We start from the raw sequence: 16029 nt of genomic DNA, 5'->3' as shown, positions 1-16029 counted from the left end.
ATGAGCAACGTCATCGTCTACTCCAGCGATTACTGCCCTTACTGCTCGCGGGCAAAATACCTGCTTGAAAGCAAAGGCGTGGCCTTCGAAGAGATCAAGGTCGATGGCAAGCCTCAGGTGCGCGCCGAAATGAGCCAGAAGGCCGGTCGTACCTCGGTGCCGCAGATCTGGATCGGCTCCACCCACGTCGGCGGTTGCGACGACCTGTATGCCCTGGAGCGCGCCGGCAAGCTCGATGCGCTGCTCAAGGCCTGAATCAGAAACCCATTAAAGACTCTGGAAAGAAGGATCTGTCATGACTGATCAACAGAACAACGACGCCGCAGCCGCAGCCGACGACAACGCTCCGCAATTCTCCCTGCAGCGCATTTACGTGCGCGACCTGTCGTTCGAAGCGCCAAAAAGCCCGGCGATCTTCCGTCAGCAGTGGGAACCAAGCGTTGCCCTGGACCTGAACACCAAGCAGAAAGGCCTGGAAGGCGACTTCCACGAAGTCGTGCTGACCCTGTCGGTGACCGTGAAGAACGGCGACGAAGTGGCCTTCATCGCTGAAGTGCAACAAGCCGGTATCTTCCTGATCAAGAACCTCGACCCGGCGTCGATGAGCCACACCCTGGGCGCGTTCTGCCCGAACATCCTGTTCCCGTACGCCCGTGAAGCGCTGGACAGCTTGGTGACCCGTGGTTCGTTCCCGGCGCTGATGCTCTCGCCGGTCAACTTCGACGCCCTGTACGCTCAGGAAATGCAACGCATGCAGGAAGCTGGCGAAGCCCCTTCGCTGCAATAAGCCTGTTGCGATGAAGCAAAAAGCGCCCCTCGGGGCGCTTTTTTCTTGGCTCAGGCAAACCCTTGCTGGCGCCAGGCTTCGTACACCGTCACCGCCACCGTGTTGGACAGGTTCAGGCTGCGGCAGCCCGGGCGCATCGGCAGGCGCAGGCGCTGCTCGGCGGGCAGGCTGTCCAGCACCTCGGCCGGCAGGCCACGGCTTTCCGGGCCGAACAGGAAAGCGTCGCCCGGCTGGAAGGTGGTTTCGTGGTAAGGGTGCGAGGCCTTCGTGGTGAAGGCGAACAGCCGCGGCTGGCCAAGGCTTTCCAGGCAACTGGGCAGGTCTGGGTGGCGCTTGAGCGTGGCATACTCGTGGTAGTCCAGACCGGCCCGGCGCAAGCGCTTGTCGTCCAGCTCGAAGCCGATCGGCTCGATCAGGTGCAGGTGGCAGCCGCTGTTGGCGCACAGTCTGATGATGTTGCCGGTATTCGGCGGAATCTCTGGTTGAAAGAGGATGACGTGAAACATGCACGGCTCCGAACATAAAGATGTCGAGCATTCTACTCCTGAACCGGACCCGCGTTCGCAGCTATGGCCGCGCGTGCTGTTTTCCCTGGCGCTGTTCGGCATGCTGGTGGGGCTGATGATCGGTCGCCTGACTGCGCCAGAGCCACGGGTGCTGGAGCAGGTCGAGGTGGTCGAGGCGGGGTTGAACCTGTGGTTCAACGAAGAGCCCAAACTGCACGGCGAAGAAGTCGAAGGTACCCTGGCGCTGCTGTTCGAGGCCGAGGGCAAGGTTGCGCGGGGTCAGTTGCAGTTGCAGGGCAAACCGGTGAGCTGGCGGGTGCAACACAGTGACGGCGGCTTGCTTGTGACCCTGGTCGCGGCCCGCCCTCTGCATGGCGAATGGGCCGGTGCAGAGGAGGGCGGACGCTGGCGGGTGCAGGTGAAACTGCGCGAATAAAAGAGGGGATTCCCCGGCCTGCCTGTACCAAGGTCCCCAAAACTGGAAGTACTGATACTAATGCAGGGTGTGTGCCAGTTTTGTTGCAGTGCGGGAAATGGCGGGTTTTAAGGGGTTAGGCGGGGTTTTGCCGGGGATTTGTGCCTTCAGGCGGTGCACCGATAGCAGGGTCGGTGCATCAATGGGGCAAATTGCAATCTTGTGGGAGCTGGCTTGCCAGCGATGAGGTCAATGCAGTCTGTGCACTCTACAGGCCGGACGACCGCTTCGCGCTCGATCGCTGGCAAGCCAGCTCCCACAGGTCAGGCCTCGTCGTCACCTTCCTCGTCGCCGCCATCGACCTTCATCCCCAACTCCTTGATCTTGCGCGTCAGGGTGTTGCGGCCCCAGCCCAGCAGCACTGCGGCATCGCGGCGGCGGCCGGCGGTGTGCTTGAGGGCGGTCTCGATCATGATCCGCTCGAAGCTCGGCACGGCGCTGTCGAGCAGGCTCGACTGGCCACGGGCCAGGGCCTGGTCGGCCCATTGGCGCAGGGCCTGTTCCCAGTTGGTCACCGGCGCTGAATCTTGCGGCAGGTTGAGCAGCTCGGGCGGCAGGTCGCCGATATGCACTTCGCGTCCCGAGGCCATCACCGTGATCCAGCGGCAGGTGTTCTCCAGCTGACGCACATTGCCCGGCCACGGCAGGTTGCGGATGAACTCCTCGGTTTCGGCCTTGAGCAGCTTGGGCTCCACCGCCAGTTCCTGGGCGGCGCGGCCGAGGAAGTGGCGGGCCAGGGTCGGGATGTCTTCGCGACGATCGGCCAGGCGCGGGATGTGGATGCGGATCACGTTCAGGCGGTGGAACAGGTCTTCGCGGAATTTGCCGGCCTGCACCAGGGTTTCCAGGTTCTGGTGGGTGGCGGCGATGATTCGCACATCAACCTTGACCGGCACATGGCCGCCTACCCGGTAGAACTCACCATCGGCCAGCACCCGCAGCAGGCGGGTCTGGGTATCGGCCGGCATGTCGCCGATCTCGTCGAGGAACAGCGTGCCGCCATCGGCCTGCTCGAAGCGTCCGCGGCGCAGGTTGGCAGCGCCGGTGAAGGCGCCTTTCTCGTGGCCGAACAGTTCCGATTCCATCAGGTCCTTGGGGATCGCCGCCATGTTCAAGGCGATGAACGGCGACGCCGCCCGCGGGCTGTGACGGTGCAGGGCGTGGGCGACCAGTTCTTTACCGGTACCGGACTCGCCGTTGATCAGCACGGTGATGTTGGAGTGGCTCAGGCGGCCGATGGCGCGGAACACCTCCTGCATTGCCGGCGCTTCGCCGATGATCTCCGGGGTGCGGGTCAGGCTCGGGGCGACGTCCAGGCCCTGTTGCTCCTGGGCGTGCTGGTTGGCGCGCTTGACCAGCGATACCGCCTCGTCGACATCGAATGGCTTGGGCAGGTATTCGAAGGCGCCGCCCTGATAGGACGCCACCGCGCTGTCGAGGTCGGAATGGGCGGTCATGATGATCACCGGCAGGCGCGGGTGCTGCTCGCGGATCTGCGCGAGCAAGTCCAGGCCGCTGGCGCCGGGCATGCGGATGTCGGAAATGATCACGTCCGGCTGTTGCCGGGCCAGGCGGCTCATGACCCCGTCGGCGCTGTCGAAGCTCTGGGTGGTCATGCCTTCCTGTTGCAGGGCTTTTTCCAGCACCCAGCGGATGGAACGATCATCGTCGACGATCCAGACAGTTTCACTTCGGCTCATGAGGCGGTGGCTCCTTGTTCCAGCGGCAGGAAGATCGAGAAGGTGGTGTGGCCAGGGTGACTGTCACATTCGATCAGGCCCTGGTGCTGGCTGATGATGTTCTGGGTAATGGCCAGGCCCAGCCCGGTACCGTCCGGGCGGCCGCTGACCATGGGGTAGAAGATGGTTTCCTGCAGCTCGGCAGGGATGCCCGGGCCGTTGTCGATGATCTCGATGCGGGCCACCAGGCGGTGACGGGTGTGGCCGATGGTGAACTGGCGCATGGCCCGGGTGCGCAGGCTGATGCGGCCCAGGCGCAGCTCATTCTGGCCGCTGATGGCCTGCATGGCGTTGCGCACGATGTTGAGCACCGCCTGGATCATCTGTTCGCGGTCGATCAGCACGTCCGGCAGGCTCGGGTCGTAATCGCGCACTAGGGTGATGCCACCCTGGCTTTCGGCCTCGACCAGGCTGCAGACCCGCTCCAGCACCTCATGAATATTGGTCAGGGCCAGCGACGGCAGCTTGTTCGAGCCGAGCATGCGGTCGACCAGGTTGCGTAGGCGGTCGGCCTCTTCAATGATTACATTGGTGTAATCCTTCAGGCCTTCCTCGGGCAGTTCGCGGGCCAACAACTGGGCGGCGCCGCGAATGCCACCGAGCGGGTTCTTGATCTCGTGGGCCAGGCCGCGCACCAGCATCTTGGTGGTTTCCTGCTTGGACAGCTGGGCCTCTTCCTTGGTGATGCGCAGCAGGCGGTCACGCGGGTGCACCTCGAGCAGCAGCAGGGTCGCGCCCTTGCTGAGGATCGGCGTTACCGCGTAGTCGACGGTCTGGGTCTGGCCGGTCAGCGAGGTCAGTTGCGCTTCGCGCTTGGTGAAGGGGTGCGCCTGTTCCACTGCCTGGCGCAGGGAGTTCAGCGCCTCGGGCGATTCGGTGAACAGCTCGCTGATGAACTGACCATGGCTGCGCTGGCCGCTGATGGCCAGGAGCATCTCCGCTGCCGGGTTCATGTACTCAAGGCGCAGTTCGGCATCGAGCAGGATGGTGGCGGTGGTCAGGTTGTCCAGTAGCAGTCGGTGCAGTGCATCGCTGATGGTCATGGGGCGTCGTTGACCTCTTTTGGCTCATACAACCTCGGCCTGGGCCCAAGTCGCGGTCGCTGGTAATCCGCTGGTACAAAGAAAATGCAAAAAGCAAACCAAGGCTCCGAAAAGAAGCGGAATTTCCGGATTAAGACCTGTATTTGCGCGTAAAACGCCTACAAAGTCCCGAGGCACGGCTTTTTGTGAACCAAAATGGGTTGAGTTGCTCAGGTGCAGGCAGATGCGTGCACCAATATAGAGCATAGAGGAAGGATTACTGCGGCGAGCACAAATGCGTGGTGGCGCGGATCAGCGCCAAGGATTGCTGCGGGTCTCGGGCTCGTTGCGCGATGGCCTGGGCAAGGGTTGCCGGGCAGTGGGCCGGGCGGTTGCGATCAAACTCGGCCAACTGGCTGAGCAGGGTGCGCTGCAGGCGATCCAGCTGCGGGCGCAGCTGGCTGCCCAGATCGACCCGCGGGGTTTGCGGTGCGCTGCCGACGGCATGCCAGCGCGACAGCGCGCTGTACTGCAGCAGCTTGTTGGCTTCGATCTGGTCGGCGAAGAACAGCGCTGCCCGTTGCCCGTCGACACCAAAGCGCAGGGCCTGGGACTGGGCATTGGCAATCACCTGCTGCTCGCGTTCAGGCGCTTCTACTGGCTGGCCCGAGTCCCATTTGTTCAGGGCAACCGCGTGGGCGATGTGCAGGCGCTGGTCGATGCTGTCGAGCAAGGCGGTGAGTGGTGTGGTGGCTGGCGCGGGCTGGGAAAGCGGCACACCCTGGCTGCCGGCATAAAAAACAATCAGTTCGGCCGCTTGCGCGCCTGTACGCCCGCGATGCACGCCATCGACGATCTCGGCGAGGGCGTCTCCGGCCTTGATGCTTACCTGTTTGTTGCTGTCGCGGGTTTCCACCAGCAGTTCACCTGCAAGCAGGTAGCCGGCGTTGGGCAGCGGATGGCTGTGCCAGTCGAGGGTTGTTTCAGGCGGAACGTGGATTTTAACCAGGGTCAGTTCCGCTGGCCCGTCGGGGTAGCGCGGGTAGGGGCTGCCGTCCCAGGCGGTGTTGGTGCGTAGCAGCACCTGTGATTCGAGCGGTGCTGGCGGGGTACTGCAGCCTGTCAGCAAGGCAAGCAGGGTGAGTGTGATCGGGGTGCGGGTCATGATGGGCTCGGGCGTGGATTGCTGAGCCAGCATGGTCGAGGTCAGGAGGCTGACCTATCGGGAATATCTGAAGAATATGTATGAAAAAGGCCTCCCGAAGGAGGCCTTTTTTCGAGCTACGCCGCTTGCGCGAGCGTCACTGGCTTAGCAGCTGTAGTACAGCTCGTATTCCAGTGGGTGTACGAAGGTGCGGACCTTGATTTCTTCTTCGCTTTTCAGCGCGATGTAGGCATCGATGAAGTCGTCGGAGAACACGCCGCCCTTGGTCAGGAACGCACGGCCTTTGTCCAGCTCTTCCAGGGCTTCTTTCAGGCTGCCGCAAACCTGTGGGATCTCTTTCGCCTCTTCAGGCGGCAGGTCGTACAGGTTCTTGTCGGCGGCATCGCCTGGGTGGATCTTGTTCTGGATACCGTCCAGGCCGGCCATCATCAGTGCTGCGAAGCACAGGTACGGGTTGGCAGCCGGGTCCGGGAAGCGCGCTTCGATGCGGCGGGCTTTCGGGCTGGAAACGTACGGGATGCGGATCGAGGCGGAACGGTTGCGCGCCGAGTAGGCCAGCATGACCGGTGCTTCGAAGCCTGGTACCAGACGCTTGTAGGAGTTGGTAGCCGGGTTGGTGAAGCCGTTCAGGGCCTTACCGTGCTTGATGATACCGCCGATGAAGTACAGGGCGGTGTCGGACAGGCCGGCATAGCCTTCGCCGGAGAAGGTGTTCTTGCCATCTTTGGAGATGGACATGTGCACGTGCATACCCGAGCCGTTGTCGCCGTACAGTGGCTTAGGCATGAAGGTAGCGGTGCGGCCGTAGGCGTCGGCAACGTTGTGCACGCAGTATTTGAGGGTCTGAACTTCGTCAGCCTTCTTCACCAGGGTGTTGAACTGCACGCCGATTTCGTTCTGGCCGGCAGTTGCCACTTCGTGGTGGTGGACTTCGATGACCAGGCCCATTTCTTCCATGGCGTTGCACATGGCAGTACGGATTTCGTGGTCGTGGTCGAACGGTGGTACCGGGAAGTAGCCGCCTTTGACGCCTGGACGGTGGCCTTTGTTGCCGCCTTCGACGTCCTGGTCGGACATCCACGAGCCTTGCTCGGAGTAGATCTTGAACATCGAGCCGGAAATGTCGGACTTGAACTTCACTTCGTCGAAGATGAAGAACTCAGGCTCTGGGCCGACGAACACGGTGTCACCGATACCGGTGGTCTTCAGGTACTCTTCGGCGCGGCGGGCGATGGCGCGTGGGTCGCGGTCGTAGCCTTGCATGGTCGAAGGTTCGATGATGTCGCAGACCAGGATCAGGGTCGGCTCTTCGGTGAACGGGTCGAGCACGGCGGAGGAGTCGTCCGGCATCAGGATCATGTCGGAGGCTTCGATGCCTTTCCAGCCAGCGATGGAGGAACCGTCGAACATCTTGCCGGCTTCGAAGAAATCTTCATCCAGCGCATCACGAGCTGGCATGGTCACGTGGTGCTGAGTGCCTTTGGTGTCAGTGAAGCGCAGATCAATCCATTTAACGTCATGATCTTTGATGAGTTGAACCGACTTCGACATAGTGTCCTCCGGGTGGGGTAGAGCTTGCCTGTGCAGCCCTTTAATTTGGGTGATGCCGGGCGCGAATAGTCGGCCAAGGCAACCTGCCTCACAAGGGAGCAAATTGCATGCCAGTGCCCCGAGTTGGGATTTTTGCCCCAAACCCAAGCGTTTTCGCCCGATTCGCTGAAATCAGCGGTTTTTTCTGCACCCTTACGATGCGCTAAATAGCCATGATGCACCATAACGGTGCGAGAAAAACCTTCTGTACAAAAGTTGCTCAAAGCTTGAGCAATTTCCGCTATAATCCGCGCCCCACTTTTTTAGTCGGCACCTCGCGCGCTGTTTTTCATGAAACTAATCGTAAAAGTCTTCCCAGAGATCACCATCAAGAGCCGGCCGGTTCGCAAGCGCTTCATCCGTCAACTGGCCCGCAACATCCGCAACGTGCTCAAGGACCTCGATCCTGCGCTCGCGGTTAACGGTGTCTGGGATAACCTCGAAGTGATCACTCACATCGAGGACGAGAAGGTCCTGCGCGAGATGACCGAGCGTCTGAGCTGCACGCCGGGCATTGCCCATTTCCTGCAGGTCGACGAATACCCGCTGGGTGATTTCGACGACATCGTCGCCAAGTGCAAGCAGCACTTCGGTTACCTGCTGGCGGGCAAGCGCTTCGCCGTACGCTGCAAGCGCGGCGGTCACCACGATTTCACCTCGATGGACGTCGACCGCTACGTCGGCAGCCAGCTGCGCCAGCAATGCGGCGCCGCCGGTATCGATCTGCGCACGCCCGAAGTCGAGGTACGCATCGAGGTGCGCGACAAGCGCCTGTACGTCATCCACAACCAGCACAAAGGCATCGGCGGTTACCCGCTGGGCGCGCTGGAGCAGACCCTGGTGCTGATGTCCGGTGGTTTCGACTCCACCGTCGCCGCCTACCAGATGATGCGTCGCGGCCTGATGACCCACTTCTGCTTCTTCAACCTTGGCGGCCGCGCCCACGAGTTGGGGGTGATGGAAGTCGCCCACTTCCTGTGGAAAAAGTACGGCAGCAGCCAGCGCGTGCTGTTCGTCAGCGTGCCGTTCGAAGAAGTGGTCGGCGAGATCCTCGGCAAGGTCGACAACAGCTACATGGGCGTGACCCTCAAGCGCATGATGCTGCGCGCGGCGACCAATATCGCCGACCGCCTGCAGATCGACGCCCTGGTGACCGGTGAAGCCATCTCCCAGGTCTCGAGCCAGACCCTGCCGAACCTTGCGGTGATCGACTCGGCCACCGAGAAGCTGGTGCTGCGCCCGCTGCTGGCCAGCCACAAGCAGGACATCATCGACCAGGCCCAGCAGATCGGCACCGCCGAGTTCGCCAAGCACATGCCTGAATACTGCGGCGTGATTTCGGTGAACCCGACCACTTGCGCCAAGCGTCATCGCCTCGAGCATGAAGAGAAGCAGTTCGACATGGCGGTGCTCGAGCGTGCCCTGGAGCGCGCTCGGCTGATCTCCATCGACCACGTGATCGATGAACTCAGCCAGGATATCCAGATCGAAGAAGTCAGCCAGGCGCTGGCCGGGCAGGTGGTGATCGACATTCGCCACCCTGATGCCCAGGAAGACCAGCCCCTGGAACTGGACGGCATCGAGGTCCAGGCCTTGCCGTTCTACGCCCTGAACAGTCGCTTCAAGGAGCTGGATGCCACGCGCCAGTACCTGCTGTATTGCGACAAGGGAGTAATGAGTCGCCTGCATGCCCATCATCTGCTCAGTGAGGGACATGCCAATGTGCGCGTTTATCGTCCGACATAAGACGCCGGGGCTATATGGCGGGAGCATCCGCCATCGCCCTCCCGACCACCGGGCCGTTTGAGCGCCATTCATTCATATTCGCCGCCTAGACTGGGCGGCAACCCGAATCCTCTGATCGAGATACACACGTGATCGAAAATCTGCGTAACATCGCCATCATCGCCCACGTTGACCATGGTAAAACCACCCTGGTCGACAAACTCCTGCGTCAGTCCGGCACTCTGGAGCGTAACGAGCTCAACGACGAGCGCGTCATGGACTCCAACGACCAGGAAAAAGAGCGCGGTATTACCATTCTGGCGAAAAACACCGCCATCAACTGGAACGGCTACCACATCAACATCGTCGACACCCCCGGCCACGCCGACTTCGGTGGCGAGGTTGAACGTGTAATGTCGATGGTCGACTCCGTACTGCTGCTGGTCGACGCTCAAGACGGCCCTATGCCGCAAACCCGTTTCGTGACCAAGAAGGCTTTCGAAGCCGGCCTGCGTCCAATCGTGGTGATCAACAAGGTCGACCGTCCGGGCGCGCGTCCTGACTGGGTTCTGGACCAGATCTTCGATCTGTTCGACAACCTCGGTGCCACCGACGAACAGCTGGACTTCAAAGTCGTCTACGCCTCGGCCCTGAACGGCATTGCCGGTCTGGACCACACCGAAATGGCCGAAGACATGACCCCGCTGTACCAGTCGATCGTCGACAACGTACCGGCCCCTGCTGTTGACCGTGACGGTCCGTTCCAGATGCAGATCTCGGCACTGGACTACAACAGCTTCCTCGGTGTTATCGGTGTTGGCCGTATCGCTCGCGGTCGCGTCAAGCCGAACACCCCGGTGGTGGCTATCGACGTCGATGGCAAGAAGCGCAACGGTCGTATCCTCAAGCTGATGGGTCACCACGGCCTGCACCGCGTTGACGTCGAAGAAGCCCAGGCTGGCGACATCGTCTGCATCAGCGGTTTCGACGAGCTGTTCATCTCCGACACCCTGTGCTCCCCGGACGCAGTTGAAGCGATGAAGCCGCTGACCGTTGACGAGCCAACCGTTTCGATGACCTTCCAGGTCAACGACTCGCCGTTCTGCGGTAAAGAAGGCAAGTTCGTGACTTCCCGCAACATCAAGGAACGTCTGGACAAAGAGCTGCTGTACAACGTTGCACTGCGCGTTGAAGAAGGCGACTCGGCTGACAAGTTCAAGGTCTCTGGCCGTGGTGAGCTGCACCTCTCGGTTCTGATCGAAACCATGCGTCGCGAAGGCTTCGAAATGGGTGTTGGTCGTCCGGAAGTGATCATCCGTGAAGTCGACGGTGCCAAGCACGAGCCGTTCGAAAACGTCACCATCGACATCCCTGAAGACTCCCAGGGCAAGGTCATGGAAGAAATGGGTCTGCGTAAAGGCGACCTGACCAACATGGTTCCGGATGGCAAGGGCCGTGTACGCCTGGAATACAACATTCCAGCCCGTGGTCTGATCGGTTTCCGTAACCAGTTCCTGACCCTGACCAACGGTGCAGGCATCCTGACCTCGATCTTCGACCGTTACGCTCCGATGAAGTCCGGCCACATGTCCGGCCGTCAGAACGGCGTACTGGTTTCGGTTGAAACCGGCAAGGCCCTGACCTACTCCCTGGAAACCCTGCAGGCGCGCGGCAAGCTGTTCGTCGAGCACGGCCAGGAGATCTACAACGGTCAGATCGTTGGTCTGAACAGCCGTGACAACGACCTGGGCGTCAACCCTACCAAGGGCAAGAAGCTCGACAACATGCGTGCTTCGGGTAAAGACGAAACCATCGCCCTGGTTCCACCTGTTCGCTTCACCCTGGAACAGGCTCTGGAATTCATCCAGGACGACGAGCTGTGCGAAGTGACCCCTAAGTCGATCCGTCTGCGCAAGAAGATCCTCGACGAAGGCGAGCGTACCCGCGCTGCCAAGAAAGCCAAGAACTGAGTCTTAGTTCCGGCTGAATGAAAACGCCCCCGGTCGCAAGGCCGGGGGCGTTTTTGTTTGTGCGGGACATGAAACCGGGTTGGCTTCATCGCTGGCAAGCCAGCTCCCACAGGATCATGTACAACCTTGTGGGAGCTGGCTTGCCAGCGATGCTTTTAGCGGCGCGCCGCTGGCTTGGGGATGTACGCGCAATAACCCGGCCGCGGGCCGATCCGTGGATGGTTGCGGCAGGTGTCCGGGCGCTTGTCGTAAATGGTGCACATGCGACTTTTACGGTCCAGGTACAGGCAATCGTCGTTGCTCATCTGCGCCAGGGTGAAAATCCCCGACTTCTGGTTGAAGCGCTGGATGATCCCGTCCTTCTGCAAGCGCTTGGCAATGTTCTTCGGCGGCTCGCCCACCTCGAACTCATCCACCACGCCCATGCGGATCAGGTCTTTGATTTTCACTTCCGTCGGCAAGGTGCAGCAGGTCGAGTTGCAGCCTCCGCACATATGGCTTTGGTACTTCTGCCAGGTTTCCAGTCGGTCGACTTCGGCGGCGGCAATCAGGGTCGGTTTCATCGGGCTCAGGCTAGAAGAGTCTTGTGGGCGCGCGATGATACCGGAGTTGATCAAATTGTGAACAACCATTTGCCGCTTTATTCCGGGTTTGTTTGCCGCTGGCCGCAAGAAAGTCGCGAACCAGAGCTTCCCCTCTGTGTCGAACGGTCTAGGCTGAGAAATCTCCATCCGCATTCGTCAACTTGCCCGAGGACGTCGCATGTCTCAGGAACCGCTCGCTCGTGACGCAGAGGTGGCCGCTTTTCGCACCGCTGTGCTGGATAAATTGACCTACGCGGTCGGTAAGGACCCGGAGCATGCCTTCGATCACGACTGGTTCGAAGCCATTGCCCTGGCTGCCCGCGATCACATGGTCGACCACTGGATGGACCATACCCGGCAGATCTACCGCAAGAGCCAGAAGCGGGTGTATTACCTGTCGCTGGAGTTCCTGATCGGCCGTCTGCTGTACGACAGCCTGAGCAATCTCGGCCTGCTCGATGTTGCCCGTGAAGCGCTGGACGGGCTTAACGTTGACCTTGAGCGCATTCGCCTGCTGGAGCCCGATGCGGCGCTGGGTAACGGCGGCCTGGGGCGTCTGGCGGCGTGTTTCATGGAGAGCATGTCGACCCTTGGCATCGCCGCCCACGGTTACGGCATTCGTTACGAGCACGGCCTGTTCCGCCAGGCGGTAGTCGATGGCTGGCAGCAGGAGCAGACCGAGAACTGGCTGGATTTCGGCAACCCCTGGGAGTTCGAGCGGGCCGAGGTGATCTACCCGATCAGCTTTGGTGGCAGTGTCGAGACCGTGCACGATGCCAGTGGCCAGCAGCGCCAGGTGTGGTGGCCGGCCGAGACGGTGCGTGCGGTGGCCTATGACACGCCGGTGGTCGGCTGGCGCGGTGCCAGCGTCAACACCTTGCGCCTGTGGCGGGCGCGGGCATTGGAAGAACTACACCTGGAGCGCTTCAATGCCGGCGATCACCTTGGCGCTGTCGCCGAAGTGGCGCGCGCCGAAAGTATCTCGCGGGTGCTGTACCCGGCCGACAGTACCGAGGCCGGCCAGGAGCTGCGCCTGCGGCAGGAGTACTTCTTTGTTTCCGCCTCGCTGCAGGACCTGCTGCGCCGGCACCTGAACATGCATGACAGCCTGCTCAACCTGCCGCAGCAGGCGGCGATCCAGCTCAACGACACCCACCCCTCGATCGCGGTCGCCGAGCTGATGCGCCTGCTGGTCGACCAGCACGAAGTGCCCTGGGACACCGCCTGGCAGCTGACCGTCGAGACCCTGGCCTACACCAACCATACTTTGCTGCCCGAAGCCCTGGAAACCTGGCCGGTGGGTTTGATGGAGCGCATGTTGCCGCGGCACATGCAGATCATCTACCTGATCAACGCCTTTCATATCGACGCCTTGCGCGCCAAGGGCATCCACGACTTCGACGTGCTGCGCGCGGTGTCGCTGATCGAGGAAGACAACGGCCGCCGGGTGCGCATGGGCAACCTGGCGTTCCTCGGTTCGCACAGCGTCAACGGTGTGTCGGCGCTGCACACAAAGCTGATGCGCAGCACGGTGTTCGCCGAACTGCACAAGCTCTACCCCGAGCGAATCAACAACAAGACCAACGGCATCACCTTCCGTCGTTGGCTGTTCCAGGCCAACCCGCAACTGACCGGCATGCTGGTCGAGGCCCTCGGCGCCGACCTGCTCGATGACCCGCAGGGACGCCTGCGCGACCTTGAGCCGTTTGCCGACAAGGCGTCGTTCTGCAAGCAGTTCGCCGCACAGCGCCTGCACAGCAAAAAGGCCCTGGCCAGCCTGGTCCAGGAGCGCCTGGGCATTACCCTCAACCCCGAGGCGATGTTCGATGTGCAGGTCAAGCGCATCCATGAGTACAAACGCCAGTTGCTCAACCTGCTGCACACCGTGGCCCTGTACCAGGCCATCCGCGCCGAACCTGGCAGCGGCTGGGCGCCGCGGGTGAAGATCTTCGCCGGCAAGGCTGCCGCCAGCTATCACCAGGCCAAGCTGATCATCAAACTGAGCAACGACATCGCCAAGGTGGTCAACAACGACCCGACCGTGCGCGGCTTGCTCAAGGTGGTGTTCCTGCCCAACTACAACGTCAGCCTGGCCGAGAGCATCATTCCGGCGGCCGATCTGTCCGAGCAGATTTCCACCGCCGGCTACGAGGCGTCGGGCACCAGCAACATGAAATTCGGCCTCAATGGCGCGCTGACCATCGGCACCCTGGACGGCGCCAATGTCGAAATGTGCGAGCAGGTCGGTGCCGAGAACATGTTCATCTTCGGCCTGACCTCCCAGCAGGTGGAGGCGCGCAAGCGCAGCGGCGACTTTGGCGCCAGTGCCGCGATCGGTGCCTCCCATCGGCTCAACGACGTGCTCCAGGCCATTCGTGGCGGGGTGTTTTCACCGGATGACCCGGCCCGTTATGTCGGTTTGGTCGACTCGCTGGTGGCTTATGACCGCTTCCTGGTGTGCGCCGATTTCGATGCCTACTGGGAAGCGCAATTGCGCGTCGAAGCGCTCTGGCGCGAGCCCAGGCAGTGGTGGCGCATGGCAGTGCTCAACAGCGCGCGCATGGGCTGGTTCTCTTCGGACCGGACCATCCGCGAGTACGCAACCGATATCTGGAAAGCCCTCGACTAAGCTGCAAAGGCCGGCCCGGGAGCGCTGAACTCTCGGGCCGATGTGCCGTCTGATCGGCCAAGCGTGTCTGATTGCTCGCTAGCGCTTCACTCTCCCTGTAAACTGCGTGGGTTTTTATTACCCCCTTCCTTCGGAGCCTTACATGTCCCGCGTTACCCTGAGTCGCTATTTGATTGAGCAGACCCGCAGCAACAGTACCCCTGCCGATCTGCGCTTCCTGATCGAAGTGGTGGCGCGTGCGTGCAAGGAAATCAGCCACAACGTCTCCAAAGGCGCGCTGGGCGGTGTCCTGGGCAGCATGGGCACCGAGAACGTGCAGGGCGAAGTCCAGAAGAAACTCGACGTGATCTCCAACGACATCCTCCTCGAAGCCAACGAGTGGGGCGGTCACCTGGCCGGCATGGCTTCCGAAGAGATGGACAACGCCTACCAGATCCCGGGCAAATACCCGAAAGGCGCCTACCTGCTGGTCTTCGACCCGCTGGACGGTTCGTCGAACATCGACGTCAACGTCTCGGTCGGCACCATCTTCTCGGTACTGCGCTGCCCGAACGAATACCTGAGCCAGAACGAGAGCCTCAACGAGCAGGCCTTCCTGCAGCCAGGCACCAAGCAGGTTGCCGCCGGTTACGCGATCTACGGCCCGCAAACCATGCTGATCCTGACCCTGGGCAACGGCGTCAAGGGCTTCACCCTGGACCGCGAACTGGGCAGTTTCGTACTGACCCACGAGAACATTCAGGTGCCGGAAACCACCGCCGAATTCGCCATCAACATGTCCAACCAGCGCCACTGGGAAGAGCCGGTGACCCGCTACGTGGGCGAGCTGCTGGCCGGTGAAACCGGTCCGCTGAAAAAGAACTACAACATGCGCTGGATCGCCTCGATGGTTGCCGATGTGCACCGCATCCTGACCCGTGGCGGCCTGTTCATGTACCCGCGCGATGCCCGCGAACCATCCAAGCCGGGCAAGCTGCGTCTGATGTACGAAGCCAACCCGATGTCCTTCATCATCGAGCAGGCCGGCGGTGCTTCCACCGACGGTCGCCAGCGCATCCTCGACATCCAGCCAGAGAGCCTGCACCAGCGCGTGGCAGTGTTCCTCGGCTCCAAGCAGGAAGTCGAGCGCGTTACCGGTTATCACAAGGAGTAAATCATGCTCGCACCTTGGCAGCCTTTGCTGGAGTGGTGGTTTGGCTGGGGCACCAGCCCCCAGGATGTGGCTGACGAGAAGAGCACCTTGTGGTTCGGCAAGCACCACGACGACGAAGCGCGTGAGCGCTTCGGCGAGCTGGTCGAGCAAGCGCTGGCCGGCGGCCTCGATGAGTGGCTGCAAAGCCCGCAGGGCTGGCTTGGCCTGGTGTTGCTGCTCGACCAGTTGCCGCGCATGATCCACCGCGACACGCCGCGCGCCTTCGATGGCGACCGACGTGCCCAGGTGCTGGTGATGCAGGGGCTGGACAAGGCCTGGGATTACCAGCTGCTGCCGATCCAGCGGGTGTTCATCCTGTTGGTGCTGGAGCATGCCGAGGTACTGGACTGGCAGAACATCAGCGTCGAGCGTTACCAGTTGCTGCTCGATGCCCAGCCGGATGCCGATCGGCGCTTGTTCGAAGGGTTCCTTGACTACGCCGAGCAGCACCAGCGGGTGATTGCCCGCTTTGGCCGCTTCCCGCATCGCAATCTGTTGCTGAATCGGCCGAGTACCGATGAAGAGATGGATTTTCTGCTGGAGCCGGGCTCAAGGTTTTGAGTTGAATTCATCGCTGGCAAGCCAGCTCCCACAGAGATTTGCATTGCCTGTGGGAGCGGCGGTGCGACGACTCGACTTGCCCCG

At 61.6% G+C, this 16029-nt stretch carries 14 protein-coding genes; 8 read left to right on the top strand and 6 right to left on the bottom strand.

The features are described 5' to 3' along the window. Both grxC and secB read left to right on the top strand, forming a co-directional pair. Entirely contained in the window at window positions 1-255 is a 255-nt protein-coding gene (gene grxC, locus UB48_RS02450) for a glutaredoxin 3 (protein ID WP_045193908.1), read from the top strand. Between the two features lie 40 nt (window positions 256-295). Continuing rightward, window positions 296-787 carry a protein-export chaperone SecB gene (secB, locus tag UB48_RS02445; protein ID WP_045193907.1) on the top strand — a complete coding sequence of 164 codons (492 nt, stop codon included), beginning with the start codon at window positions 296-298 and terminating at the stop codon, window positions 785-787. Window positions 788-837: 50 nt separating this feature from the next. Here the strand turns inward: secB and UB48_RS02440 are convergent, their stop codons facing one another. Next, window positions 838-1293: a tRNA (cytidine(34)-2'-O)-methyltransferase gene (locus tag UB48_RS02440; protein WP_045193906.1), complete on the bottom strand. Its 456-nt coding sequence runs from the start codon at window positions 1291-1293 to the stop codon at window positions 838-840. Between UB48_RS02440 and UB48_RS02435 the strand changes: the two genes are divergently transcribed. After that, on the top strand, window positions 1292-1729 hold the full coding sequence (locus UB48_RS02435) for a hypothetical protein (RefSeq protein ID WP_045193905.1): 438 nt from the start codon (window positions 1292-1294) through the stop codon (window positions 1727-1729). The two genes, UB48_RS02440 and UB48_RS02435, sit on opposite strands and share 2 nt — an antisense overlap. Window positions 1730-2031: 302 nt before the next feature. Here UB48_RS02435 and ntrC read toward each other — a convergent pair whose 3' ends face one another. The 4 genes from ntrC to glnA all read right to left on the bottom strand — a co-directional run bounded on the left by ntrC (window position 2032) and on the right by glnA (window position 7245). Beyond that, a complete protein-coding gene (ntrC, locus tag UB48_RS02430; protein ID WP_045193904.1) occupies window positions 2032-3468 on the bottom strand; it encodes a nitrogen regulation protein NR(I) in 1437 nt (478 codons plus the stop codon). Then, a complete protein-coding gene (gene glnL / locus UB48_RS02425) occupies window positions 3465-4550 on the bottom strand; it encodes a nitrogen regulation protein NR(II) (RefSeq protein ID WP_045193903.1) in 1086 nt (361 codons plus the stop codon). Before glnL ends, ntrC begins: the two co-directional genes overlap by 4 nt. A 256-nt stretch (window positions 4551-4806) precedes the next feature. After that, window positions 4807-5694, bottom strand: a complete 888-nt coding sequence (locus UB48_RS27180; RefSeq protein ID WP_082075374.1) for a chorismate mutase — start codon at window positions 5692-5694, stop codon at window positions 4807-4809. A gap of 144 nt (window positions 5695-5838) precedes the next feature. Next, on the bottom strand, window positions 5839-7245 hold the full coding sequence (gene glnA / locus UB48_RS02410; protein ID WP_038997584.1) for a glutamate--ammonia ligase: 1407 nt from the start codon (window positions 7243-7245) through the stop codon (window positions 5839-5841). 330 nt (window positions 7246-7575) lie between these two features. Here glnA and thiI point away from each other — a divergent pair, with 330 nt between their 5' ends. Both thiI and typA read left to right on the top strand, forming a co-directional pair. Beyond that, complete coding sequence (gene thiI / locus UB48_RS02405) at window positions 7576-9030, top strand: tRNA uracil 4-sulfurtransferase ThiI (RefSeq protein WP_045193902.1); 1455 nt, start codon at window positions 7576-7578, stop codon at window positions 9028-9030. A 128-nt stretch (window positions 9031-9158) separates the two neighbouring features. After that, window positions 9159-10979, top strand: a complete 1821-nt coding sequence (typA, locus tag UB48_RS02400) for a translational GTPase TypA (protein WP_045193901.1) — start codon at window positions 9159-9161, stop codon at window positions 10977-10979. Window positions 10980-11134: 155 nt separating this feature from the next. Here the strand turns inward: typA and UB48_RS02395 are convergent, their stop codons facing one another. Further along, window positions 11135-11596 carry a YkgJ family cysteine cluster protein gene (locus tag UB48_RS02395; RefSeq protein ID WP_177329132.1) on the bottom strand — a complete coding sequence of 154 codons (462 nt, stop codon included), beginning with the start codon at window positions 11594-11596 and terminating at the stop codon, window positions 11135-11137. Window positions 11597-11741: 145 nt separating this feature from the next. Here UB48_RS02395 and UB48_RS02390 point away from each other — a divergent pair, with 145 nt between their 5' ends. From UB48_RS02390 to UB48_RS02380, 3 genes are all read left to right on the top strand, one after another. Then, window positions 11742-14192, top strand: coding sequence for a glycogen/starch/alpha-glucan phosphorylase (locus UB48_RS02390; RefSeq protein WP_045193899.1), 2451 nt, complete (start codon window positions 11742-11744; stop codon window positions 14190-14192). Between the two features lie 142 nt (window positions 14193-14334). Beyond that, a complete protein-coding gene (locus tag UB48_RS02385) occupies window positions 14335-15345 on the top strand; it encodes a class 1 fructose-bisphosphatase (RefSeq protein ID WP_045193898.1) in 1011 nt (336 codons plus the stop codon). A gap of 3 nt (window positions 15346-15348) precedes the next feature. Next, window positions 15349-15945: a DUF924 family protein gene (locus UB48_RS02380; protein ID WP_045193897.1), complete on the top strand. Its 597-nt coding sequence runs from the start codon at window positions 15349-15351 to the stop codon at window positions 15943-15945. The last annotated feature ends 84 nt before the right edge of the window (window positions 15946-16029 follow it).

This window comes from Pseudomonas sp. 2(2015) (assembly GCF_000955865.1).
In the GTDB taxonomy this organism is placed as follows: Bacteria; Pseudomonadota; Gammaproteobacteria; order Pseudomonadales; family Pseudomonadaceae; genus Aquipseudomonas.
Note: the sequence above shows the minus strand (reverse complement) of the source record. Positions and strands in the feature narration are given on the sequence as shown.